General features: G+C 46.9%; 25 protein-coding genes and 2 pseudogenes. 12 read left to right on the forward strand and 15 right to left on the reverse strand.

Features of this window, described 5'->3' with window-relative positions; genetic code table 11:
* Positions 1–24 precede the first annotated feature (24 nt).
* The 7 genes and pseudogenes from F4V72_RS17445 (at position 25) to F4V72_RS17475 (ending at position 6,105) form a co-directional block, all read left to right on the forward strand.
* Positions 25–777, forward strand: coding sequence for a fimbria/pilus periplasmic chaperone (locus tag F4V72_RS17445; RefSeq protein ID WP_024149646.1), 753 nt, complete (start codon positions 25–27; stop codon positions 775–777).
* On the forward strand, positions 770–1,960 hold the full coding sequence (locus tag F4V72_RS17450) for a hypothetical protein (protein ID WP_150342485.1): 1,191 nt from the start codon (positions 770–772) through the stop codon (positions 1,958–1,960). The genes F4V72_RS17445 and F4V72_RS17450 overlap by 8 nt, the downstream gene beginning before the upstream one ends.
* A 126-nt stretch (positions 1,961–2,086) precedes the next feature.
* Complete coding sequence (locus F4V72_RS17455) at positions 2,087–2,596, forward strand: CaiF/GrlA family transcriptional regulator (protein ID WP_023247746.1); 510 nt, start codon at positions 2,087–2,089, stop codon at positions 2,594–2,596.
* On the forward strand, positions 2,583–3,389 hold the full coding sequence (locus F4V72_RS17460; protein WP_070789210.1) for a transcriptional regulator: 807 nt from the start codon (positions 2,583–2,585) through the stop codon (positions 3,387–3,389). Before F4V72_RS17455 ends, F4V72_RS17460 begins: the two co-directional genes overlap by 14 nt.
* A 516-nt stretch (positions 3,390–3,905) precedes the next feature.
* Positions 3,906–4,040: pseudogene (locus F4V72_RS17465) on the forward strand (DinI-like family protein); the annotation flags it as partial.
* 716 nt (positions 4,041–4,756) lie between these two features.
* Entirely contained in the window at positions 4,757–5,569 is an 813-nt protein-coding gene (gene cdtB / locus F4V72_RS17470) for a cytolethal distending toxin subunit B family protein (RefSeq protein WP_053529091.1), read from the forward strand.
* 158 nt (positions 5,570–5,727) lie between these two features.
* Entirely contained in the window at positions 5,728–6,105 is a 378-nt protein-coding gene (locus F4V72_RS17475) for a DUF1353 domain-containing protein (RefSeq protein WP_136058325.1), read from the forward strand.
* Between the two features lie 177 nt (positions 6,106–6,282).
* Here the strand turns inward: F4V72_RS17475 and F4V72_RS17480 are convergent, their stop codons facing one another.
* From F4V72_RS17480 to F4V72_RS17510, 7 genes and pseudogenes are all read right to left on the reverse strand, one after another.
* Positions 6,283–6,825 carry a glycoside hydrolase family 108 protein gene (locus F4V72_RS17480; protein WP_053507860.1) on the reverse strand — a complete coding sequence of 181 codons (543 nt, stop codon included), beginning with the start codon at positions 6,823–6,825 and terminating at the stop codon, positions 6,283–6,285.
* 196 nt (positions 6,826–7,021) lie between these two features.
* A complete protein-coding gene (gene artA, locus F4V72_RS17485) occupies positions 7,022–7,753 on the reverse strand; it encodes a pertussis-like toxin subunit ArtA (RefSeq protein WP_053507859.1) in 732 nt (243 codons plus the stop codon).
* Entirely contained in the window at positions 7,750–8,196 is a 447-nt protein-coding gene (locus F4V72_RS17490) for a subtilase cytotoxin subunit B (protein ID WP_063390527.1), read from the reverse strand. Before F4V72_RS17490 ends, artA begins: the two co-directional genes overlap by 4 nt.
* A gap of 117 nt (positions 8,197–8,313) precedes the next feature.
* Complete coding sequence (locus F4V72_RS17495; protein ID WP_072158639.1) at positions 8,314–8,733, reverse strand: subtilase family AB5 toxin binding subunit; 420 nt, start codon at positions 8,731–8,733, stop codon at positions 8,314–8,316.
* An 813-nt stretch (positions 8,734–9,546) separates the two neighbouring features.
* Positions 9,547–9,768, reverse strand: a complete 222-nt coding sequence (locus F4V72_RS24860) for a DUF6979 family protein (RefSeq protein WP_371113465.1) — start codon at positions 9,766–9,768, stop codon at positions 9,547–9,549.
* Between the two features lie 49 nt (positions 9,769–9,817).
* Positions 9,818–10,168: pseudogene (locus F4V72_RS17505) on the reverse strand (lysozyme); the annotation flags it as partial.
* Positions 10,149–10,361, reverse strand: a complete 213-nt coding sequence (locus F4V72_RS17510) for a phage holin (RefSeq protein WP_053529090.1) — start codon at positions 10,359–10,361, stop codon at positions 10,149–10,151. The pseudogene F4V72_RS17505 and the gene F4V72_RS17510, both read right to left, overlap by 20 nt.
* Positions 10,362–11,330: 969 nt before the next feature.
* On the opposite strand from F4V72_RS17510, the gene F4V72_RS17520 reads away from it, so the two are divergent.
* Positions 11,331–11,780: a hypothetical protein gene (locus F4V72_RS17520; RefSeq protein WP_150342486.1), complete on the forward strand. Its 450-nt coding sequence runs from the start codon at positions 11,331–11,333 to the stop codon at positions 11,778–11,780.
* Between the two features lie 479 nt (positions 11,781–12,259).
* Here F4V72_RS17520 and F4V72_RS17525 read toward each other — a convergent pair whose 3' ends face one another.
* The 4 genes from F4V72_RS17525 to yobA form a co-directional block, all read right to left on the reverse strand.
* Positions 12,260–12,712 carry a helix-turn-helix domain-containing protein gene (locus F4V72_RS17525; RefSeq protein WP_308810300.1) on the reverse strand — a complete coding sequence of 151 codons (453 nt, stop codon included), beginning with the start codon at positions 12,710–12,712 and terminating at the stop codon, positions 12,260–12,262.
* Between the two features lie 982 nt (positions 12,713–13,694).
* On the reverse strand, positions 13,695–14,045 hold the full coding sequence (locus F4V72_RS17540) for a YebY family protein (RefSeq protein ID WP_053528958.1): 351 nt from the start codon (positions 14,043–14,045) through the stop codon (positions 13,695–13,697).
* Between the two features lie 16 nt (positions 14,046–14,061).
* A complete protein-coding gene (gene copD / locus F4V72_RS17545) occupies positions 14,062–14,937 on the reverse strand; it encodes a copper homeostasis membrane protein CopD (protein WP_072158693.1) in 876 nt (291 codons plus the stop codon).
* Positions 14,938–15,312, reverse strand: a complete 375-nt coding sequence (gene yobA / locus F4V72_RS17550) for a CopC domain-containing protein YobA (protein ID WP_136058326.1) — start codon at positions 15,310–15,312, stop codon at positions 14,938–14,940.
* A gap of 137 nt (positions 15,313–15,449) precedes the next feature.
* Between yobA and F4V72_RS17555 the strand changes: the two genes are divergently transcribed.
* From F4V72_RS17555 to exoX, 3 genes are all read left to right on the forward strand, one after another.
* Positions 15,450–15,680, forward strand: a complete 231-nt coding sequence (locus F4V72_RS17555; protein ID WP_023246229.1) for a DNA polymerase III subunit theta — start codon at positions 15,450–15,452, stop codon at positions 15,678–15,680.
* Positions 15,681–15,786: 106 nt separating this feature from the next.
* On the forward strand, positions 15,787–16,443 hold the full coding sequence (locus tag F4V72_RS17560) for a carbon-nitrogen hydrolase family protein (protein ID WP_023246230.1): 657 nt from the start codon (positions 15,787–15,789) through the stop codon (positions 16,441–16,443).
* A 23-nt stretch (positions 16,444–16,466) separates the two neighbouring features.
* Positions 16,467–17,162: an exodeoxyribonuclease X gene (gene exoX, locus F4V72_RS17565; RefSeq protein ID WP_136058327.1), complete on the forward strand. Its 696-nt coding sequence runs from the start codon at positions 16,467–16,469 to the stop codon at positions 17,160–17,162.
* A 38-nt stretch (positions 17,163–17,200) separates the two neighbouring features.
* Here exoX and ptrB read toward each other — a convergent pair whose 3' ends face one another.
* The 4 genes from ptrB to yebG form a co-directional block, all read right to left on the reverse strand.
* Positions 17,201–19,252 (reverse strand): oligopeptidase B, encoded by a 2,052-nt coding sequence (gene ptrB / locus F4V72_RS17570; RefSeq protein ID WP_023246232.1) that lies wholly within the window; start codon positions 19,250–19,252, stop codon positions 17,201–17,203.
* Positions 19,253–19,464: 212 nt separating this feature from the next.
* On the reverse strand, positions 19,465–20,124 hold the full coding sequence (locus F4V72_RS17575) for a tellurite resistance TerB family protein (RefSeq protein WP_023178693.1): 660 nt from the start codon (positions 20,122–20,124) through the stop codon (positions 19,465–19,467).
* A 93-nt stretch (positions 20,125–20,217) separates the two neighbouring features.
* On the reverse strand, positions 20,218–20,571 hold the full coding sequence (yebF, locus tag F4V72_RS17580; RefSeq protein WP_023246233.1) for a protein YebF: 354 nt from the start codon (positions 20,569–20,571) through the stop codon (positions 20,218–20,220).
* Between the two features lie 67 nt (positions 20,572–20,638).
* Positions 20,639–20,929: a DNA damage-inducible protein YebG gene (yebG, locus tag F4V72_RS17585; RefSeq protein WP_023246234.1), complete on the reverse strand. Its 291-nt coding sequence runs from the start codon at positions 20,927–20,929 to the stop codon at positions 20,639–20,641.
* Positions 20,930–21,059: 130 nt separating this feature from the next.
* On the opposite strand from yebG, the gene purT reads away from it, so the two are divergent.
* Positions 21,060–22,238 (forward strand): formate-dependent phosphoribosylglycinamide formyltransferase, encoded by a 1,179-nt coding sequence (gene purT, locus F4V72_RS17590; RefSeq protein WP_080070872.1) that lies wholly within the window; start codon positions 21,060–21,062, stop codon positions 22,236–22,238.
* Positions 22,239–22,306 lie beyond the last annotated feature (68 nt).

Consider the following 22,306-nt stretch of genomic DNA (forward strand, 5'->3'; position numbering starts at 1 on the left):
ACATTATTCTTACGGAGAGAAAAGGTGAACAACAGACAGACAGCGATGCTCATTGCCGGCCTGGTCCTTGTCCTTGCCGGGCCCGGTACTGGCCAGGCGGCCATCAATGTTGACCGCACCCGTATCATCATGAGCAGCGATGCAAAAGCCGTCTCCGTCGGGCTGAGTAACGACAGTCCCGACGCCCCCTATCTGGCGCAGTCATGGATGGAGGACAGCCTGGGAAAAGCGACAAATATACTGATAGCGCTGCCGCCGCTGCAGCGCATCGATGCGGGAAAAAAATCCCGGGTCAGGATAATGCGGGTGGAGAATGCAGGCACCGCCCCGCTGCCGGCAGACCGGGAGAGCCTGTTTTATTTTAACGTCAGGGAAATCCCACCGGCGCCGGAGGACAAAAACAAAAATATCCTGCAGCTTGCCACCCAGAGCCAGTTGAAGCTGTTCCTGCGCCCGGCCACGCTGGCGGCGGAGGGGAACGCCTCGCCGGAGAAGATGCTGCTGGTACAGTCCGCCGGCGGGTCGCTGACGCTGAAAAATCCGACGCCGTATTACATCACGCTTGTCTGGCTGGGACAAAGTCCGAAACAGAAACTGGCGGGCTTTAAGGAAGGCACGATGGTGGCCCCGTTTTCATCGCTGCCGGTGAATGCCGTCCTGCCTGCCGGAACTGGCCAGATAATGGTGGGCAATGTGGATGACTATGGCGGGCTGCGGATGAACCGCTTCATCTGCACGTCAGGAAGATGTACTTATCAGGAGCGTATCAATGAATAAGGTGATGTACGGAGAAAACAGGAGACGTGGCGGCAGGAATATGTTATGCCGGCTGCTCCGGTCCGGACGGTGGTTTTTATGTCTGGCGCTGCTCTGTTCTGTCATGTTGCCGGGATTTGCCAGCGCGGCAGAGCCTGTTCCGGCTACAGCGCAATGTACGGACTGGAACAATAGCCAGGGAGATATACAACTAAAGCTGCCGGCCTCTGTCACTATTCAGCCCGGTATGGTCGACATTCCTCCCATCCCGTCGGTCACCGTTAAGTATAAATGTAGCGTACCGGACAGTAACAATCACACAGTGGCTATAGTCTCTCTTGCCGATGCGCATAATTTAATTGGCTCACTGAAATCACTTGGGCTGACACTGAAAATGACGATTACTGATAGCTCCGGAGGGGCCGTAGGTCATTGGACTTTTCCCGCCCCGGGGGGGGGGATATACCCTGAATATGTAGCGATCGGCGATTCTTATAAGGGTAATGACGGTACCGGTGAGAGAACGATGACCATCAATGCAACCCTGTCAAGAAATCCATCACAAAGTACCCGCCCCGGGTTTTATGCGATACCCTCGCTGTCTGCTTTCAGACTGAAACCTTATTATAATTATGGCAGTGGTCCATTACTGACTTCTCCGGCAATAAGATTACAGTATGTCCCGACATGTTTTGTGAGGTTCCAACTGGATAAAAATAACATTAACTTTGGACCGGTAATGACAACAGATGTGGACAGTTCTTTTTCCCGGAGAGATAACTTTACTGTCACTGCAGATGTAAACCCAAACTGTAACAGCGGGCAGTTCGGAAATCTCCTTGGCGGCTATACCCCCCAACTGACAGGGGCACAGACATATTATCTGGACCTCCCTTTAAAGGTCTCTTTTACACTGCAGGGTGGAGGATATATTTCAGGGAATTCCATTCTTCTGTATAAGCAAGACACACTAACAAAAAATGGCCTGAAACTGACAATAACTGACCCGGATAATCACCCGGTTAAGTTTGGTGAAATCATTTCACCTGATGCCCAGTCACTACCTGGCAATAAACTAGGTGAATTCAGTAATGGAAATTTTAATGCTAAAAAAATATATAACGTCAAACTGTCCGCCACAGGAGAACCGGCATTAACCGGAAAATACAACGCACAAGTTCTCGTTAAGGTGGAATATTACTGATTATTTCCGGTGGAGAGCATAATAATCCATCGGCTGAACACCGTCATAAAAATAATAAACATATTAATAATATTTAATGATACCTCAGGCCTTTCTTTTTTCGTTAATTATGATGACGAGGTTTTTATGTGCCCTGATAACACACACGCAAAAAAGCGGTACCTGACGCCCGGTAACGATATGCATTATCCCGGTCAGTCAAACCATGACGCCTGCTTTATTCCAGAGAGCGTCCGCCAGTATGCCAGCGAGCCCTTATATATCATCGTCGCGCACTGGTGCCAACAGCAGCAGGACTGGGTCCAACGCAACCAGATATCAGAGGCGTTTCATATTACTGCCAGACGGGCCAGTTACCTGATTGCCTATCTGCGAAGTAAAGCTTCGCGGGTAGTCTGTGTCTGCCGCCATCAGACTCTGCCTAATAAAGCGCTACGCTATGAGATTTATATTATTCGTGTTCTTAACAATCCCAATCCAGCTCGCCGTGAACGGCTCGTAACGCCACCGGTATCCCGGCGCAGGGTCGGGAATGCCGACAAGACGATGGCGAATGTGTTGTGGAACCAGCTGTGCAGTAACAGAAATGCGGGGAAAATCCTGAAAAAGGAGAAAGATGAAGATGACAGGAAATAACCGGATGCCGGTTCGGCAGATCATCGTGCATGGTGACTGCTGGCCGGTAACAACCGCCGTGGCGCATCTGGTCAGGTCAGTACTATCTACGTGTGAGTATGTAATTACGTACACGCTGCCAGTTCTGTTGCAGCAACTGCACCGGAAACCGGAAGCAACCTTAGTATTGTGTCTGCGCCCTCGTGAACATCTTTTTTTGTTTTACGCTCTGAAACAAGCGATCCTGGATCACCCGGTCCTGGTCATCAGTGATGAACTGTTTTTTAGTGACCAGTTGGTACTAAAGGTATATGGGGATATCCCGGCAATTCAGCAGCAGGAACTAACGGAGATGCTTATACGGGTTAAACAAGAAGAGCAATGGTATGGCGGAACGCGTTGTCAAGTGACGAAAAAGCTGGACGATTTTCTGTTATATCCGACCCTGGTGACAGGTTTTCTGGAAGTCCCCCAGATATTCAACAGCCCAAAGCGGCTGATGACCTACATGTCACTGCTGATGCACAGGGAAATTCTGGCATGTGGAGTGAGTCCGGCCCAGCAGCGTCTGCTTGAGGAGGTTTATCGTGGCCGGGGAAGGCTGTCAGCGCTCTGTGGACGGCTGAATGCAAGGGAAAGACAAATCTGGCAAGACAAGTATCGGTTACTGGTGAAATTAGGCATGAGAAATCGGTTACGTGAACTGTTGTACGGCACCCGGTTCTGTATGAATATGCAAAAAACAGTTTTTATGGCTCCGGCAGAAACCGTATTCCCTGACCAGCAGAATGATTTCGCACCACACTCATTCTGATGATGGCGCCAGACGGAGTATTGCTCGGCTCATGAAATGATAAATAATCCATTCACGCAACGCCTCAGGCAATCTGTTCGGCCGCGCAGAGCCGTATCCCCGGCTCCCGCAACCGAGTCGGGTTCGAGAATGGCCACTGAGATAATCTATTAATGCCCTGCTTTTTTAATTTAAAAATGTTAAATAGAATTTTATCGTGGTATAAGGAAAAAAGCCGAACAGGGATGTGTCGAGTAACGGCAAACACGCCTTCGATTTCAAAGACAAATAAAAAGAGACCAAATATGATTTCTACAATAAGTCAACATTAAAATTCCTATTTAAATTCAGACCACTACATAATAATTGAGTATTTTTAACGACTAAAATACGTTATGTTACGTTCTCATAAATTCAATTAGTTATCATTCTTTACGTTTTAATTGGGACGTATTTCTGACCGTTTTGTTTGTCATTTTCCCGCCCCAAAATCCGCACGACCAAATACATCTCCCTCCTCCTCTGGGGAACCCCCAGCACCAGATATTTCCCGATGCTAAAGTGAAGGTTAAGCCCATGTAGACGAATGGCTTGAATAGCGACGCCAGCAAAAGCGATCGTGAAAAACTAAACCGTATGCTGGAGGAAATGTTTGAAGTAACAAATAAGTAGCGGGTTTCGGATTCTCTTGTACTTTCGTATTGTACTAGTAACAGCCACGGTAACTGGCGATTGTTCAGTAGAACAAGTATCAATCTACCGCTCATGCCCCACATAGTATGAGCTGTGGTATTCAGCTTCTTCCTCCAGAGCACTATCAAACTCACATACTCATATGGACATTATCATAATGAACGATAATCCCACGTCACGTTAATCAGCACTGTCTTCTGATAATGAAAACTGAGCGTCACCAATCTACATCCAGGCCGAATAACCGGAACGGACGACACTTCTCTCTATGCAACTAAATCATCAAGATACAATTATGAAAAATTCAGCAGCATGAAGTTTAAATTTCATGCACATTATTCATATAATCGTCTGACTCTACTCACCGTAACAAAGAATTGACTTCGTTAAATAAATATAAATTCACTTCTATATCAGACATCTATTTCGGTTTTATTTACGTTTCATGATGTACTTTGAATACTACCCTATGCAATGTATGGAACATGAAGCATACATTGCCAGGATACAATCAACAGCAATACTGTGAACGGATAATATTATGGATATAATCATCATCCTGGTAAAGAATAACATCTCTAAAAACGAATATGATACTGGCGAATACTAATGAAACAATCAAGATCTACGCATTTTTATCTCATTCAATTTAAACAAACAGTCAATAATTCAGCGAATCAACAGGGGAGTAGATGATGAAAAAGAATTTTTTTCACCTTCTGATAATGCTTATCTGCAGCTATATTTCTTTTGCCTACGCGAATATCAGCGACTACAGAGTTATGACCTGGAATCTTCAGGGATCTTCAGCATCTACAGAAAGTAAATGGAATATCAATGTCAGACAGCTTTTAAGTGGTACTGCCGGTGTGGATATCCTTATGGTCCAGGAGGCCGGTGCTATTCCCACCTCAGCGGTTCGTACCGGACGACATATTCAGCCTTTTGGAGTGGGTATTCCCATTGATGAGTACACCTGGAATCTCGGAACCACCAGACGTCAGGATATAAGATATATTTACTACTCGCCTATTGATGTTGGAGCACGCCGTGTGAATCTGGCAATAGTTACCAGACGAAGAGCGGATAATGTTTATGTCTTGCGTCCGACAACTGTCGCATCTCGCCCCATCATTGGCATCGGACTGGGTAATGATGTTTTTCTGACGACGCACGCACTGGCTAGTGGAGGTCCGGATGCTGCAGCTATTGTCAGGGTTACCTATAATTTTTTTAGAACACCTCAGATGCGGCATTTATCCTGGTTGCTTGGCGGAGATTTTAATCGCGCCCCAGACAGACTTGAAAGTGACCTGATGACTGAGCATCTGGAACGACTTGTAACCATAATTGCACCTACAGAACCCACGCAAATTGGCGGTAATATTTTAGATTATGGGGTCATTGTCGATCGAGCACCTTATTCACAAAGGGTTGAAGCATTACGTAATCCTCAACTCGCTTCTGATCATTATCCTGTGGCGTTTGAAGCACAGCATTGTGGATAAGAGACTCATCCACAAAAACGATGTATTTTTCATATTATTAAGCATGATATCTATTAGCAGATAGTAAACAGCAGGAATAGTCAATTCTCCCCAGTATAGAGTTTTGCGATATGTATTCCCTGATAATACAGTACATGGGATTAATAACAGGTAAAATTATGAGTTGTTTTACTACTCCAGCAATAATGGAAATGTTAGGTCATTATAGATGGCGGGTTTACGAACCATTCCGATTTTATCTCAGTGAAGATAAAAATGATGTAATTGAAGTGCCAGTCGGTTTTATTACCGATCTAGCCACTGTTCCGCGTATTTTCTGGTCACTGTTACCACCGGATGGAGAATATGCCAAAGCAGCAATCATTCACGACTACCTGTACCACTATTCACTACGCGACAGAAAAGAATCCGATTTAATATTTCTGGATGGAATGACAGTACTCGGTGTGCCAAAATGGAAACGAACATTAATGTATCTTGCTGTAAGGATGTTTGGATGGAAATATTATGACTCTCATACTTCACACTCTGATTAACTGTCTCAGGCTGACTTTCAAAATTAACAAAGTGGATGGGTTATTAAAAAAGCATGGAAAACCTCCATGCTTTAAAATAGCAATTATGATTCTTAACGGCTTTACTGTTCCATCGACAGTGACACAAATCGTATTGATGCATCCATCGCAAATAGCCATATTGCAGATTAATGAAAACTACAGTTTAACACGTTCTTTCATCCATCCGTAAATAAATGATTCATTAGCCTGACGCTGTTCAGCCAGTTCCAGATAGCGTTGCCCCTGACTACAATTTAGCGCAAGAATAAGTATCATTTCACCTTCACTTCCCCGGATAGAGAGGAAAAATCTCAACGCCGATAGGGTACGCGAACCAATCTGACTATCCACTATCAAATCCGGATAAAATCTTTGTTGATTATTAAAGACATTCAGCCAACGCTGGAACCACTTAATCGGGATTAATGGCCCCATATTCACACCCGTATCACAAAGCTCAGCAGCGACAGAGTGAGATATCATGGCGACTTGATCGAACCGCGGACCGTACCAGTAATCAGCCTCAAGAATTTTTAACGCTTGATCACGAGTAAGATTTCGCATATCGCCCATGTAGCCATTAGCTCGCGCCCTCATCAGGGTGATCCCCCAGTTAGTTGGACCGCCTCTGTCGTCAGGATGATTAACGTAACCGCCCTCTCTATCGAGGATAGACGCAAAGACTTCATCTTTAGTCATGATAGCTCTTCTCAATATTAATAAAGTACATCACCCGATTTCCATGTTTTATAATACCAGCAGGAATAGTGTCATCATTATCATATGAACATTAATCTTTAATAATAAATCTGTTCAGAAATCAGGAACTATTAACAGCATTGAACAGACTACTGACAGTGGTCTGTTCAATTTAATTTGCAGCATACTTTAACCCTCAATTACCTGAAATGATAAATTGTATTACTGGCCTTGCATCATAAAATGGCATTTTGTACACTTCAGTTTTTTGACCTCTATGTGTCTGACACACGCTATAAATTGAAAAGCATGAACTTATTAACGAGCCAAATGCATCAATCCGTTGCTGTGTATTAGCCTGCGGCTCGGGGAGAAAAGGTATCACTCCTGGATTCGACACACTGCTTATACTTACATAATCGGTATTTATTGTACTTGTACCATCCTTTATCTGACCTGTTGAACTATCATAAACGAGCGCCACAGCCTTTTGAATATTTTCCGGCAAAATAGACAATGTGGAAACATACTCACTTTGTAATCGTATCATGCTTTTTTCATAAGCATTAAAGTGACCGCCTTGCGATTCCAGGTAGTTGACGGATGGAGTCAAACTGTAGAAATTATTGTCTGCGCGAATTTTATATCTGTACAGATTACCTTTGAATTTTGAATGAGAATAGTACGCTCTGGCTATAGCGTATGTTTTATTAATATCTGATGTCGTTACAATATAACGACTGTCACTACTTCCACCAGCACACGATCTTCCACTGATCAATTGCTGTAGGTCCCGATTATATCCAAGTAGAGAGAACCCATCACGAAAAATAACATCCGGTGGATTTGGATCTACACGATAAACAAAATCTATCGCATAGATATCAAAACTGGCTATTATTAAGGTCAGTAATATTAACTTTTTCATTGTTCCACATCCCTCTTACTCTTAGGCTTACCAGGGCCAAAGCAGTCGGTTGCTGCGCTGCATGACGATAATCCCACGAGGGCATTTGTTGAAAATGTATTTACAAAGGGTTGATTTGTCCAGACATTATGATCATAATAAATCCTTACAGATTGTTCGGTGACGTAAAAATACCTTGCTTGTTCTAGGAGTACTTTAAAAGAAGGAGCCCATACACTCTCATTTGATACTGAGCATGCAATAAGAGGAGTACTACGACTACCATCGGCTTTAACCGCTTTTATGCAAAAATAAGCGCCCCCATCGATCTGGCCAACATGGAACTCACTGATAACTTCGTGTGAAAAATAACCAATGTTTTCGTAATCTCCCGTCCACTCAGCGCTGGCGTTGAAAGAACAAATGAGGCTTAATAACGCACAAACAGAGGTGATTTTTTTCATAATACTTCCTCTTAGCTTAGCCAAAAATATTTAAAAGCAGGAATTACTATTACGAATAAACTATTATATCAGTTTAAATTCGTATATGATGGCATTCTTAATAGCCAGGAACTCACTTTACATCTTCGGCTTCACAGGTCCGAAACATTCAGATGTACTACATGAAGAAAGTCCAACAAGTGCATTGGATGATAACGCTTCTATAAAGGATTTATTGCTCCAGACATTTGGTTGAACATACACTCTTATAGAGTGCCCTGTAATATAAAAATTCCTTGCCTGTTCTAACATAATATTAAATGAAGGTATCCATTTAGAATCATGTGAAAGTGCACATGCTATAATCGGTGTCCCTTCTCCTGATTTTTTAACTGTTTTTATGCAAAAATATGCACTGTGGTTAAACTGACCGACATGAAAATCAGAGATAACTTCATCAGAATAATAGTTTATAGAACTATCTCCTGTCCATTCAGCCCACGAACTCAAAGGCCATGCTGTAATTAACAAAGCACAGACAGAAAAAATCTTTTTCATATTAACACCTCACACCTTTATAAACAGAACGAAGCTTGCATTTATTCATTGTGTATCTACCGTGCTCTATTAGAGTTAAACAAAACTATCATAACTTACTTCAACAAAGAGTCACTAGCACAGACTCCTCTCTTCTCATGTCAAGAATAACCATTCATACTATACTATCCGCACATGAAACTTTAACAGCTAATAATAAGCCAGACCTATTTCCATTATTAAAAAATATCACCACCAACACTTTTATCTTCATAATAATAATAAAACAAATTAACCTCTGGTAATGATGAGTACTTATGACAATCGTCTAACATTTTAATTATTAAGTACTCATACAAACCGAAATCTATATATTTCATTTTAGCGTTCGAAAAAAGTGCCTGTGACGGACATTATGCCGAGGCACTGAATACTGCATTCTGGCGGGATCTGGCGTGTTACCAGTTCATTTCTGTGGGGTAGGTATAAAACTAACCCATGCCAGTCGCATTTGCCGGACGACACTGACAGGGCGCACCTGACCACACCCGGCATCCATGCCGGATGTTCACCATTTACTCTCTGTCTTCTCCCTGTACTCCCGGTTACGCCATTAACAATTACGATTGGATATTGCATGGTGATTACCTTCAAAAAAGAGATCACTGTCTCACCAAAACAGCCACACCCGAGCGCACCATGCTGCGATGGCGTTCTCAGCGGTCGCTTTTGTGAATGGTCTCGGGGTTGAAATACGTGGTGAGTGCGCGATGAAGTGGATAAGAAAAAGTCACACTAAATCCGAGGCCTTTAGGTACCAGACAAGCCAGGAACTTACTCTGGATGTTGAAGTAATCTACCTTGAGCAAGTGCTATGACAATGTCATAAGATCCTTGCCTGTCTTTGTAGCAAGTTTTGTCCACCAACTCGGCTTTGCTGATTGTAGGTAAATCTAATATCAGATTAGCAACCTGGATTGCTCTCTGGTACAGCTTTCCTCCTTTTTTCTCCTCATGCCGTGCTTCTATGCCCTGTAGATAGCCGCAATCAGCCAGGGTGAGAAATGTTGCTCTCGGGCATCCCTTCTTTCTTGAAGATTCACTTTCTTTTCAGCAGGGAGAATTTGGCAAATGCACCAGTACCAACGTTGTATGCAAAGGAGTAGAACGCCGCCCTTTCGCTTTCGGGGATACTGACCTTAATCAGTGGATCAATGCGGGCTGCGACCAGTGCCAGGTCTTTATTCAGTAGCGCATCACATTCCGCATCGGTGTAGTACTTGCCTGGAACGATGTCTTTTCCCGTATGCCCGTCGCAGACTGTGAGTACGACTGCCACATCGCGATAGGGTTCGTGGCGCCTGCCTTCCAGATCGTCAAGAAGCACCGCCGCTATCACTATTGCCCCCGCGCCACCAGCCAGAAGGGCTTTTACTTTATTCTTTAGAACCTCCATCCCCCTCCCGCTCCTGAATCTTTAACCGCCGCCACTGAAAATAAAAATTCGTTAGAAATGTCAGCGTACCAAAAATAACGCCACTAAGAATTCCAATTGCCGCCCATTCATCAGGAGTAAATGAGTCGAGGACGGAATAAAGCGTTGTGGCAAAAGACACGCCGTATGACACTCCCGTGGTCATTTTGTCCATTATCATAACTTCCCCTGTCCGGGAGACTAACTATCCGGGTATCGGGTGAGTGGAAAAAGAAAAGGCTACCGAAGTAGCCTTTGATTTAAATAATGAGTGAGTATTGCAGTGCCGGGCGCTACCCGGTGAGCCTTTGGTTGACCTGCCATGACCCGCTATGGTGTCTGCTGCGACATTGGTTAACAGAAGTATATGATCAGTTTGCCCCGTGCTAACGGGATTCACCGCAACATCATTACCATAACATGATAATTTACATGGTTTACTAGTTTAGGATTTATCTGTTTAACTTAACCATAAGAATCAGGCAAGGTTAGAAAACTGCACGATCCAGTCAATTGTGCGGTTCTCCTGCTAAAAGTGATGATGTACTCCTTGTTTATTTCAAATTCAGTATTTACTGCCCGCCTCTTCCCTTGGCGGGTTTTTTCTGCCTGAAATTTGCCCTGTAACAATGAGCCACCGCCGCCGCGTGACCAGCGGGACAACAACGGGGTATATGAAGTCGAACCTCGTATCTACAGTTTAGAAGGCTGCTAATCTGTCAGGATGAGCCAGTGGCGGTTGGTTGTTGTGGTGCCGGGCGTCTCCCGGTGAGTCTTTGGCTGGTTACGCACCGTGACTCGCACGATTATCCGTATCAGCAACCATTTACGACTCCCCGAGCCATGTTTTTTAACGGGTGTGGTTTACGCGCAAAACGGGTACTTCATATCGACTTTAGCCATCATAAATCCTGCGATAAGAATCGGTATTCTAAACGATAATCACCGGATTGAATACATGACCCCGAAAGGACAATTCGATATAACTTTATTTGCATTGCAAATTAATCTTTTCCATAAGGAACACCATTAAGAATAATACCAATTTAATTAAAATAACTTGATCTCCCAATTGAAGAATGAATAATAACGAGCCCTGCCAGGGCAGGGCATAGAAATAACTAACGAGAAATAGGTAGGAACAATGAAAAACACCGCTCTGGGTAAGATCATTTTTATCGTCGGCACCGCGTTGCTGCTCGGTGGCTGTAGTGGCATGGCCATGCCACCCTATGCCACCCACGGCACATCGGTCGGCATCATCGCGCCAGCGGGAGGCTATAGCGAGTGGCACACGGATAGCCGCAACCACACCACAGGAGGCAGTCACAGCCAGTCACAGGGAAACTGCACCCAAAGTGAAGATAGCCAGCTCAGCAAAAATGGTCTCACACGGACACACCAAAGCAACTGTAACACCCGTAGCCAAACCCACAGCAGTAGCACCAGCAAAACCCGCTCCAGTAGCGTCGGTTTCAGCGTCGGAGGGCCTGTTGGTGCCAGCCTGGGGTTGATCAAGCAGATGGAGTCGATGAACCGTGCGCCTGCTAACGATATGAGTAGTAATGATATGTTCAAAAATTTCGGTTTCTAAGCGCGTAACGCTACCTGGTACCGTCATGGTGTCCAGCCCGGCGGCTATCTTGTAACGACTCGCAGACAGCGCAAATTTTGGTTCACAATAACTGCAACTGAAATCGGACGTGGACTCACGCTAAGTGAGAACGAAATCCGACATCCAGACACAAATGAGAAATTTTTTCATTTACAGTTATTGTGAGCCAGCCAAAATGGATTGCGAGTCCGTATGGCTGATTGCGAGCCCATTTGCATTTAATCCGGGCTGAAAAATGGAATTATTGCGAGTCGTTACAGCTAGTTGCTCTAACCGGAAGAAGACAGTCTGAATCTAACATCGCTAATTCTATTCCTGATACCCCAGTATACCAAAATGGCGACATTGCATTATTTGAACAAAGAGGAATTTAGCGCTAGTTTACACAAATAGAATCTCCCTGCCTGTCTGTTATCAACAATATTAGCAAACAGGAGGCAGACTCCAATGAACCAGTGCTAATTTTTTCTGGTAAGAGACATTAATCTATTTTTTTGCCATTTAAAGAGCAACTTATCTAAAAAAAATAGTTTGAATACTTTCACTATCAAAAGACCGCCCCAAATAGCCATAACCCAAACAGGCCAATCACTATGCGGCGCATATATATAATTAAGAAAATACATTATTGCACATACAATGATAGCTACTATTATACTTTTTAATAACTTAGCTTCATCTTTTACTCGTTTTTTAGCTTCTGCGATTCGACTATCTAACTCTATACTTTCCGGCAGCGGCTCAGAAGTAAGTTCAGATACACTGACATTAAACACGGAAGCTAATGCGCTAAGTGTTTCTAAACTTGGCACTTCATTATTTTCTATTCGCTGAATAGTCCTTGTGCTGAGCGATGATAACTCAGCCAGTCTTTCTTGAGACCAGGCTCTTTCCAGTCTTAGTTGTTTCACTCTGCTTTCCATAATGGCATACCCTCTGAAATAAATAATCACGGTTTGATTATTGTTGCAGTGCTGACCGTTTATGGCAACGACATCATCATGACACGAACACGACACCAGTATGACAATTTTAATATCAGTTAGTTACAGTCGGTAAGTGACATTTCTACTTTGTGGAATCGGGTGACATTTTAAACTTGCAGTAACAAGACGGGTCCCGTCCACGTTGAAACGACCATGAGATGGTTATTTTCGATGGCTATATGGTCAAAACAAACTGAATAAAAAATGCATAGAACAGAGTGAAAATTGCATAGCGTTTTTTCGTAACGAACACGCTGTTTTATTAACTTTCCTCTGAAAGTGGCAAGAAACAAGCCCCTATGATCTGGGGATCTTCGTTGAGGTCAGAAATTCAACTCATACCAGCGTAGCGCACTTTTTGCGGCCCGTACTAATACTTTTCTTTTCCCCCTCAATAAAGCCCTCTGCAGTCGCCATAAGACGCCGAATTTCACGTTCTGACAGCTCGCGAGGAATTCACCCAAAAACTCCTGGGCCACACCTCAGAGAACACCACGAAACTCTATCTCGATGAACGCGATAATAAAGCTTACGTGATGCTCTGATTTTGCTGTAAAAGAAATGTTAAACTGGATTTGGATGTGATATAACCAAAAAGGCCAGAATACAGTAATTCGGAAAAATTTCGGATTCAGCGTTGTAAGCTATTGATTTAAAAACAAAAAGAGACCGAATACGATTCCTGTATTCGGTCCAGGGAAATGGCTCTTGGGAGAGAGCCGTGCGCTAAAAGTTGGCATTAATGCAGGCTAAGTCGCCTTGCCCTTTAAGAATAGATGACGACGCCAGGTTTTCCAGTTTGTGACGAAGGTGATTGAAAAAATCTGCCGCCATGTTTGTCATCAGAGATAAAAAAACCGTAACCCTTTTCGTGAAGGTTTACGGTTTTTTATTAAAAATCAGTCAGCTATTTGGATGGATCACAAAGCTTTTCCGCACGTTCGATAAACGGCGCCAGACTCATTTTCTCACCGGGCTTCGCCGGGTTATCTATTTGAATGACGGCAATAGGCTGAGCGCGCGTTTTACCTTCCGCCACTTGCTGTTCGGCAATGTCATTCAAGGGATACTGCACCAGCGTACTGGGGTTGATCGCATAGAGCGCCTGGCCTGGCCGACAGGTCAACATGACCTCTTCCCGATTAAACGCCCACTTGTCTTTTCCTACTTCAAAACGACTTACGGTAATCACCTGCGGCGCCGCCAGCGCAACGCCTGAAGTTGCCAGCAGAAGCACCGGGAGTAGAATTTTTTTCATTCGTTATGCCAGTCCATCAGAAAGGTTCGAGGGTTGCAAACAGGCTGACGATCGCCAGGACTATGCCTCCGACTCCCCATTCAATTTGCGTCATCCTGACAAACCATATGTCAGCCCGGGGATTTTCCTGTCGCATACGTGGTACGAGAACATACCGATTCGTCAGCGCAATTGCCACCATAAGCACTACCAGCGCACATTTTAACAAAAGCAACTGTCCATAGGTGGTCTGCCAGATGGCAGTAAATCCCGTGATAAATAGCGTGTTGCTAATGCCTGTGAGCAATACGCCCGCCACAAAAAAGTGACCATAACGAGAAAAACGCATCATGGCGCTAATGGCCTGCTGACGCCAGCGTCCTTGAGCCATGCGCATACAATAAACCACTGGCAACAGCCCGCCAAACCAGGATGCAGCGCAGAGTAAATGCAGGGCATGGTTAATTTGCTGTAATGTTCCCGGTACGCCGTCGCGCATCGTCGCATGTCCAACGCCTGCCAACAGAATAAACTGAGCAACGGTCAGAATAAGAAGCCGTCGCTGCATTTTTACCGGCGCAATGACCACCATCACCAGAGTGACCAACGCGAGGATAATTTGCCATATCCAGACCGCGCCAAAACGGGTTTGCAGTACCGCGCTCCACACCGAGACGGAAAACACATCGGGCCAGCCGCCGCCCATCAGCCCGCCCTGAATCGCCAGCATAAAAGCCGCGCTGATAACACTCCAGGCGGCGGCATGTCGTTGCAGATGTAAAAATCGACACGTCATTAAACGACGAATTGATGCTGGCGCCAGCCAGGCGCCGTAAAGCGCGCAGCCGTAGACCAGCATCAAACTGGTAAAATGAATAAATCGGAGAGTTATCCAGACGAATGTCAGCATCATTTATTTCACGCTGAAGGTGTATTTCCCTTTTGTTTTATGCCCATCCACCGACACAACATGCCAGACTACCGTGTAAGTGCCGGGTTTTAGCGGCTGCTCGAGCGGGATAATTAACTGCGTTTTATCCTGTTCGTTTCGCTTTGCCGGTCGCGTTTTGATGGACTCTTGCTGAGGGCCGGTAATTGTTGCGCCGCTGAATCCGGGCTCAATCCCCTCAGAAAAGTTCAGGGTCAGCGCCTGTGGCGCAGCCGTGACGGCAGCATTCGCCGCCGGGTATTGATGCGTCAGGTGCGCATGCGCCCAGGCCGCTGGCGTCGCAAATGTCGATGCCAATAAAAGTAAAGCTAAACGTCGCGATGGTGCAGAAAAAGCCATATTCACTATTCCTTTTTGTTATGCCTACGTTACAGAGAATAACCTTCAACAATCAATGAGTCGAGGATGATCATTTCCATCTTGCCATTACCACGGACTCTTAGTACCTTCTGGCGGCAACAAAAAAGGAGACGCGTATGAAAACGAATCTGGCTCAGCTTGAACAAGCAGAAATGGATAAAGTCAATGTGGACCTGGCGGCAGCCGGGGTGGCATTTAAAGAGCGCTATAATATGCCGGTTGTAGCGGAAGCGGTTGAACGAGAACAGCCAGAGCATCTACGCGCCTGGTTTCGCGAGCGGCTGATTGCCCACCGTCTGGCTTCCGTATCCCTATCCCGGCTACCCTACGAACCCAGGGTTAAATAAAATTATATAACGTTACACTTCCTTACATGCAGTTGACTACATTATAAGGCGATTCTTAACCTATGCTTTTTAGAATGGCTGTAGAGACTATGAAAAGGAAGTCATTATGTCATCCTGGAAAATTGCCGCTGCGCAATATGCGCCCGTGAACGCCTCGCCGGCGGAGCATGTCGCCCATCATCTGGAATATATTGAGCTTGCAGCTCGTCAACAGTGCGAACTACTGGTCTTTCCGTCACTGTCGCTATTAGGATGCGACGAAAGAAATAAACCATTGCCCGCCCCGCCTGATGAGGCGCTTTTACAGCCGCTCACTCATGCGGCCAATACCCACCGTATGACTATCATTGTGGGCATGCCTGTCGAGCATAATTGCCGCTTCGTAAAAGGCATCGCCATTTTTGCCCCGTGGATAACGTCGCCGCTCGTGTTTCACAAAAGTCATGGGGCCTGTATTGCCAGGCAGCGAAGCGCTATCAACGTGGTGGATGAGCAGCCCGAAGGGGTTGATATAGACCCGTCATTTACGTTATTCACAACCAGTCAATGCCTTAACGATCCTGAGCTACATGCTTCTACAGCACGCTTACAACGTTTTTCGCATAAATATGCGTTGGCCGTACTGATGGCCAATGCCTGTGGCAGTAGCTCGCTGTGGGATGAAAGCGGGCAACTTATTGTTCGTGCCGATAGCGGTCCGTTATTACTGACAGGTCTGCGCACAACGGAGGGTTGGCAAGGCGATATCATTCCATTACGCTAAGGTCTTTCGGTGAGGAATGAATCATGTTGCGGATAATAGACACGGAAACCTGCGGGCTGCAGGGCGGGATCGTAGAGATAGCCTCTGTTGATGTCATTGATGGCAACATTGTCAATCCCATGAGTCACCTGATACGTCCCGATCGCCCTATTACGCCGCAGGCGATGGCGATACATCGCATTACCAAAGCCATGGTCGCTGATAAACCGTGGATTGAAGATGTCATACCACTTTATTACGGTAGTCAGTGGTATGTCGCCCACAATGCCAGTTTCGACAGACGCGTATTACCAGAATTGCCGGGTGAGTGGATCTGTACCATGAAGTTGTCGCGACGCCTGTGGCCGGGAATAAAATACAGCAATATGGCACTCTATAAATCACGCAAGTTAAGCGTACAAACGCCGCCGGGGCTGCATCATCACCGGGCGCTTTATGATTGCTATATCACCGCTGCCTTGCTGATTGATATTATGCGAACCACCGGCTGGACCGCGGAAGAGATGGTCAATATCACGGGCCGTCCTGCGCTGTTAACCACTTTCCCGTTCGGTAAATACCGCGGTAAGGCGGTATCTGAAGTCGCAAAACGCGACCCGGGTTATTTGCGCTGGCTTTTTAATAACCTTGATAATATGAGCCCGGAACTTCGCCTGACGCTTAAACACTATCTGGAGGATGTTCAGGCTGGCGAGCAACGCGGCAATGGGACACCATAATAGCCAACGACACTCACAAGCCGTTACGAGACGCGCGTTTACGCGCTATATAAGGTTCCCTGCGCCAGGCCGATTAAAAAGGCGAACTCCAGCGCGACGCCTTCATAGGATTTAAACCGCCCCGACTTACCACCGTGGCCGGAGTCCATATCGGTACATAACAGCAACAGATGATCGTTCGTTTTTAGCTCGCGTAATTTTGCCACCCACTTCGCCGGTTCCCAGTATTGCACCTGAGAATCGTGCAATCCGGTTGTCACCAGCAGGTGCGGATAGTCCTGCGCTTTAACATTGTCATAGGGACTATAGCTTTTCATATAGTCATAATACTCAATGTCCTGCGGGTTCCCCCACTCTTCAAACTCTCCTGTCGTTAATGGGATAGACTCATCCAGCATCGTGGTCAATACATCAACAAACGGTACCTGAGCAATAACGCCGTGGAAAAGCTCGGGACGCTCGTTGATAGCGACGCCCATTAGCATTCCGCCCGCGCTCCCGCCCATCCCGTAACACAGCGAAGGCGAACCGTAGCCCAGTTTTAATAAGGCATCGCAGGCATCAAGATAGTCATTAAAGGTATTCCGCTTTTTGAGGAACTTGCCATCCTCATACCACTGCTGCCCCAACTCGCCGCCACCGCGAACGTGTACGATAGCGTAAACAAAGCCACGATCCAGCAAGCTCAGTCGACTGCTGCTGAAGTCTGCGTCAATACTGGAACCGTAAGATCCGTAGCCGTAAACCAGAAGCGGATTTTGCCCTTTACGAAAATACTTCTGATGATAAACCAGCGATACCGGCACTTCGACGCCGTCGCGCGCGGTGATCCACAGGTGTTCGCTCCGATAACAGCCAGAATCAAACCCAGGCACTTCCGTCTGTTTAAGTACCCGTCGCTCTCCAGTATCCATATCCAGTTCAAACAAGGTATCTGGCGTCGTCATTGAAGAATAGCCGTAACGCAGCCGGGAGGTCTCAGGTTCAGGATTATAGGCAAGCCACGTCACGTAAGCCGGATCGTCAAAGGCGATGCCTATCACTTCACGGGTTTTACGGTTAATTTGCCGCAGGCTGGTTAAGCCACGTTGACGCTCTTCTACCACTAACCAGTCGGTAAACAGGGTAAACCCTTCCAGCATAATATGCTCGCGCGGAGGGATCAGCTCTTCCCAGGCGTTTTCATTGCGCACGCGGGTACGGTACAACCCAAAGTTTTTACCGTTCCGGTTAGAGCGCAGGTAAAATTTGTGCTGATAGTGATCGAGACTATATTCGTGATCTTTGCGGCGCGGTAAGAATGAAAACGGCTCGGCATCGGCCAGTTCCGCGTCAAGTAATAGCACTTCGCTGGTGGTGGCGCTGGCAAGATGAATCACCACATAATGTTGCGAAGTGGTTTTATGCAGGCTGACATAAAAGGTATCGTCTTTCTCTTCATATACCAGCTCATCTTGCGACGACGGAGTGCCAATCGTGTGCCGCCAAACCTGATAGGGCAGCAAGGTCTTCTTATGTTTACGCACATAGTAAAGGGTCAGGGAATCATTGGCCCAGACGAATTCAGGCGCAACGTTATCCAGCAGTTCCGGATACCAGTTACCGCTTTCGAGGTTACGAAAACGCAACCCATACTGACGGCGGGATAAATAATCTTCTGCCAGCGCCATGATGGTATTATCCGGCGTAATGGCAAGTCCGCCGAGCGTATAAAATTCGCTGTGTGCGGCTCGCTGGTTCGCATCAAGCAAGGTTTCCCATCCATCCCACTCTTCGCTTAACGCCGATTGTCGTTGATAGATGGCATATTCGCAGCCGGGTTCATAGACATAACGGTAGCGATAGCCGTTTTTCACATACGGGGCGGAGACTTCTTTGGGCGGGATGCGATCGATAATTTCTTTTAGAATGCGGTCCTGTAACGCCTGCTGAGAGGTCATGACCTTCCGGCCATACTCATTTTCCCGATGCAGGTAATCAAGGACTTCCGGCTGCGAGCGAGTGTCATCTCGCAGCCAGTAATAATTATCAATGCGCGTATCGCCATGTACGGTCATGGCATAGGGAATTCGATTGGCTTTTGGCAACATGTCGTTTTTTCTTTTGCGTTAATATTTGTTATATATCACGCGGCAAACACAGCGACTTAGCATAGTCATCCCGGTCACTCACCTCGGTAAGCGTCTGAGATGTCACTGCTTCGCCGCTATCCTGCAACATGAATGACGTAAACTATCCATCCTATAAGGGTGGCAAAAGACACGCATGATGCAAGCGAAACATGTTACTTAATGGCAGGTTATCAGCCAGGTAGCGCCTGTTTTTGCTGCTGCAAGTCCTGCTCGATACCGTCCCGAACATCCTGAGGAATTTTTAGCGCGTCTCCTAAAGCATTCAGGTAGCTACGTTCCATAAAGTGGTCAATATCAATGGCGGCGCAGCTCAGGAAGTAGACTTCCAGGGCTTCTTCTTCATTGCGAACGCCCTGCGCCAGACGTTGTGGATCAAGCGGCTGCTCGATAGCTTTCTCGATAAACACACGCCCTTGCTCTTCCACACCTGATTCTCGCAGTTGGTGCTCAATCGCCGCGCGTTCTTTGGCATCAATATGCCCGTCGCTTTTTGCAGCAAAAACCAGCGCCAGGATCAGTCGCTCAGTGCGAACATCCAGCGGCGTACTTTGGCTGCCGAATTGCGGCTCTCCCTGGTGCGCAGCGCGTACTTTATCTTTGTACTTATTCCACAATACGGAACCCGCCACCGCGCCACCGCCCACCAGCAAAGCGCCAGTACCATATTTGGTTAATAATTTGCGCGAAGACTTATTGGCGACCAACAGTCCCGCCAGACCGCCCAGCGCGCCGGGAACCAGCAATTTATTTAGCCCCTGTTCACCGGAAGACGAGGCGGAAGCGCCTTTTTGCCCAAGAAGTGATTGTAATTGGTTCAACCAGTTAGCCATAGTACCCCTCAAATACAGACCAATAATGGTCAAGCGTACCTGAGGGGATGTCAGGAATTGTCTGTTCCGGCAAAAGAAGCGCAAATTACGCTACTAACGAGGCTTATATTCCGCCGTACCAGCTTTGCAATCAACGATGACCTGATAATGAATGTCGGCACTTTTACCGCGAACGGTGAGTGGAACAGTCCATTTATCATTTTGACCGACAACGTCCTGCACATTAACCCACGCGACCGGGTCAGCCTGCCCGACCTTTTTTTGGTCGTCTGCCCACCGCACGATACGATTTTGCTGGTAGTCGCGCTTCACGCTTGCCGCAATCCCGGCGGCATCCAGCCCTTCGCACTGCGGAAACTTAACCGATTTACTCTCGGTGGATGCCGCAAATGCCGATACGCTGGCGGATAGCAACAGCAGGCTCAACAACGCTCCTCTTTTATTCATACTTTTCTCCTTAGCACAATGGTTCAGGAAAAGCATGGTACAAAACGCCGGGAGCGCAAGTGTGGGTTCACGCGGCTTGCTTTTTCGTTTTACTCACGGCGTGCTTTTCAACCGCCTGCGGAGAAGGCAACTTACCGGTTTTCAGGATGGTGCTTAACACCTCTTTATGTTCCGCCAGCCACAGCGACAGCGCTTCGCGCTGCCCATCTTCCAGCACGACTGGCGACTGCTCAAGCCAGGTATCAAGAAGATCGGCAGTATCGAGCATTTTGTCCCAGGCGTCGGCTTCCTTTTTACTGGTAAATGACATCTTCTCCTCACCCTCGCGAATGACTACGTATTTAACTTCAACCGCCATTTTGCAGCCCCTTAGTTAACTGTGTTTATATACAGTATATTGTGAGGCAGCAAGAAAAGCAATCTATTCGAAAAGACAGACGCAAACGTTTTCGTATATACTGCGCGCAGGTAAATCAGGGGACAGAAATATGACGCTATTAGGCACAGCGCTGCGTCCGGCAGCAACGCGGGTGATGTTATTAGGTGCAGGAGAATTGGGAAAAGAGGTGGCGATTGAATGCCAACGCCTGGGAATCGAGGTTATCGCCGTCGATCGCTATCCTGACGCTCCCGCCATGCATGTGGCTCACCGTTCACACGTCATTAATATGCTGGACGGCGAGGCGCTACGTCATGTGATTACAGTGGAAAAACCGCATTATATCGTGCCAGAAATAGAAGCGATCGCCACCGATACGCTGCGTGAGCTGGAAGACGAAGGGCTGAATGTTGTGCCCTGCGCCCGTGCTACGCAGTTAACGATGAACCGCGAAGGGATTCGTCGCCTGGCCGCAGAAGAATTAGGTCTGCCGACATCTGCGTATCGTTTTGCCGACAGTGAGGCCAGTTTTCATGATGCGGTAGCCGCAATAGGTTTTCCTTGCATCGTCAAACCGGTTATGAGCTCTTCCGGCAAAGGCCAAAGTTTTATCCGCTCAGCCGAACAGCTCGCGCAGGCATGGGAGTATGCTCAACAGGGCGGACGCGCTGGCGCGGGTCGCGTGATTGTGGAAGGCGTGGTTAAATTTGATTTTGAAATTACGTTGCTCACCGTTAGCGCCGTCGATGGCGTACATTTCTGTGCGCCGGTCGGTCATCGTCAGCAAGATGGCGACTATCGCGAATCCTGGCAGCCACAGCAGATGAGCGAACTGGCGCTGAAGCGGGCGCAAGAGATTGCCCGTCATGTGGTGCTGGCGTTAGGCGGTCATGGTCTGTTCGGCGTTGAACTTTTCGTCTGTGGCGATGAAGTTATTTTCAGCGAAGTCTCCCCTCGCCCGCACGATACCGGAATGGTGACGTTGATTTCTCAGGATCTTTCTGAGTTTGCGCTGCATGTACGCGCCTTTTTAGGGCTGCCGGTAGGCGCTATTCGCCAGTATGGCCCCGCGGCCTCAGCCGTGATTCTGCCGCAGCTTACCAGTCAGAATGTGACGTTTGATAATGTACACGCGGCGGTAGGGGCAGGAGTGCAGGTGCGGCTGTTTGGTAAGCCGGAGATCGACGGCGCCCGTCGTCTTGGCGTAGCGTTAGCGACAGGTGAAAACGTTGAAGAGGCGGTGATAAGAGCGCAAAAGGCCGTCAGCCGCGTGATAGTAAAAGGCTAATGCGCCATAGCCTGATGGCGACGCTAGCGCGTCTTATCAGGCCTACAGTTCGCAACTCATAGGCCCGA

The organism is Salmonella enterica subsp. diarizonae, assembly GCF_008692785.1.
Taxonomy (GTDB): Bacteria; Pseudomonadota; Gammaproteobacteria; order Enterobacterales; family Enterobacteriaceae; genus Salmonella; species Salmonella diarizonae.

Bases quoted from the DNA above. Each gene is read 5' to 3' on its own strand.
- F4V72_RS17450 (WP_150342485.1), top strand. From the start codon at position 770: ATGAATAAGGTGATGTACGGAGAAAACAGGAGACGTGGCGGCAGGAAT.
- F4V72_RS17455 (WP_023247746.1), top strand. From the start codon at position 2,087: ATGTGCCCTGATAACACACACGCAAAAAAGCGGTACCTGACGCCCGGT.
- F4V72_RS17460 (WP_070789210.1), top strand. From the start codon at position 2,583: ATGACAGGAAATAACCGGATGCCGGTTCGGCAGATCATCGTGCATGGT.
- cdtB (WP_053529091.1), top strand. From the start codon at position 4,757: ATGAAAAAGAATTTTTTTCACCTTCTGATAATGCTTATCTGCAGCTAT.
- F4V72_RS17475 (WP_136058325.1), top strand. From the start codon at position 5,728: ATGAGTTGTTTTACTACTCCAGCAATAATGGAAATGTTAGGTCATTAT.
- F4V72_RS17480 (WP_053507860.1), bottom strand. From the start codon at position 6,825: ATGACTAAAGATGAAGTCTTTGCGTCTATCCTCGATAGAGAGGGCGGT.
- artA (WP_053507859.1), bottom strand. From the start codon at position 7,753: ATGAAAAAGTTAATATTACTGACCTTAATAATAGCCAGTTTTGATATC.
- F4V72_RS17490 (WP_063390527.1), bottom strand. From the start codon at position 8,196: ATGAAAAAAATCACCTCTGTTTGTGCGTTATTAAGCCTCATTTGTTCT.
- F4V72_RS17495 (WP_072158639.1), bottom strand. From the start codon at position 8,733: ATGAAAAAGATTTTTTCTGTCTGTGCTTTGTTAATTACAGCATGGCCT.
- F4V72_RS17510 (WP_053529090.1), bottom strand. From the start codon at position 10,361: ATGGACAAAATGACCACGGGAGTGTCATACGGCGTGTCTTTTGCCACA.
- F4V72_RS17520 (WP_150342486.1), top strand. From the start codon at position 11,331: ATGAAAAACACCGCTCTGGGTAAGATCATTTTTATCGTCGGCACCGCG.
- F4V72_RS17540 (WP_053528958.1), bottom strand. From the start codon at position 14,045: ATGAAAAAAATTCTACTCCCGGTGCTTCTGCTGGCAACTTCAGGCGTT.
- copD (WP_072158693.1), bottom strand. From the start codon at position 14,937: ATGATGCTGACATTCGTCTGGATAACTCTCCGATTTATTCATTTTACC.
- yobA (WP_136058326.1), bottom strand. From the start codon at position 15,312: ATGGCTTTTTCTGCACCATCGCGACGTTTAGCTTTACTTTTATTGGCA.
- F4V72_RS17555 (WP_023246229.1), top strand. From the start codon at position 15,450: ATGAAAACGAATCTGGCTCAGCTTGAACAAGCAGAAATGGATAAAGTC.
- F4V72_RS17560 (WP_023246230.1), top strand. From the start codon at position 15,787: ATGTCATCCTGGAAAATTGCCGCTGCGCAATATGCGCCCGTGAACGCC.
- exoX (WP_136058327.1), top strand. From the start codon at position 16,467: ATGTTGCGGATAATAGACACGGAAACCTGCGGGCTGCAGGGCGGGATC.
- ptrB (WP_023246232.1), bottom strand. From the start codon at position 19,252: ATGTTGCCAAAAGCCAATCGAATTCCCTATGCCATGACCGTACATGGC.
- F4V72_RS17575 (WP_023178693.1), bottom strand. From the start codon at position 20,124: ATGGCTAACTGGTTGAACCAATTACAATCACTTCTTGGGCAAAAAGGC.
- yebF (WP_023246233.1), bottom strand. From the start codon at position 20,571: ATGAATAAAAGAGGAGCGTTGTTGAGCCTGCTGTTGCTATCCGCCAGC.
- yebG (WP_023246234.1), bottom strand. From the start codon at position 20,929: ATGGCGGTTGAAGTTAAATACGTAGTCATTCGCGAGGGTGAGGAGAAG.
- purT (WP_080070872.1), top strand. From the start codon at position 21,060: ATGACGCTATTAGGCACAGCGCTGCGTCCGGCAGCAACGCGGGTGATG.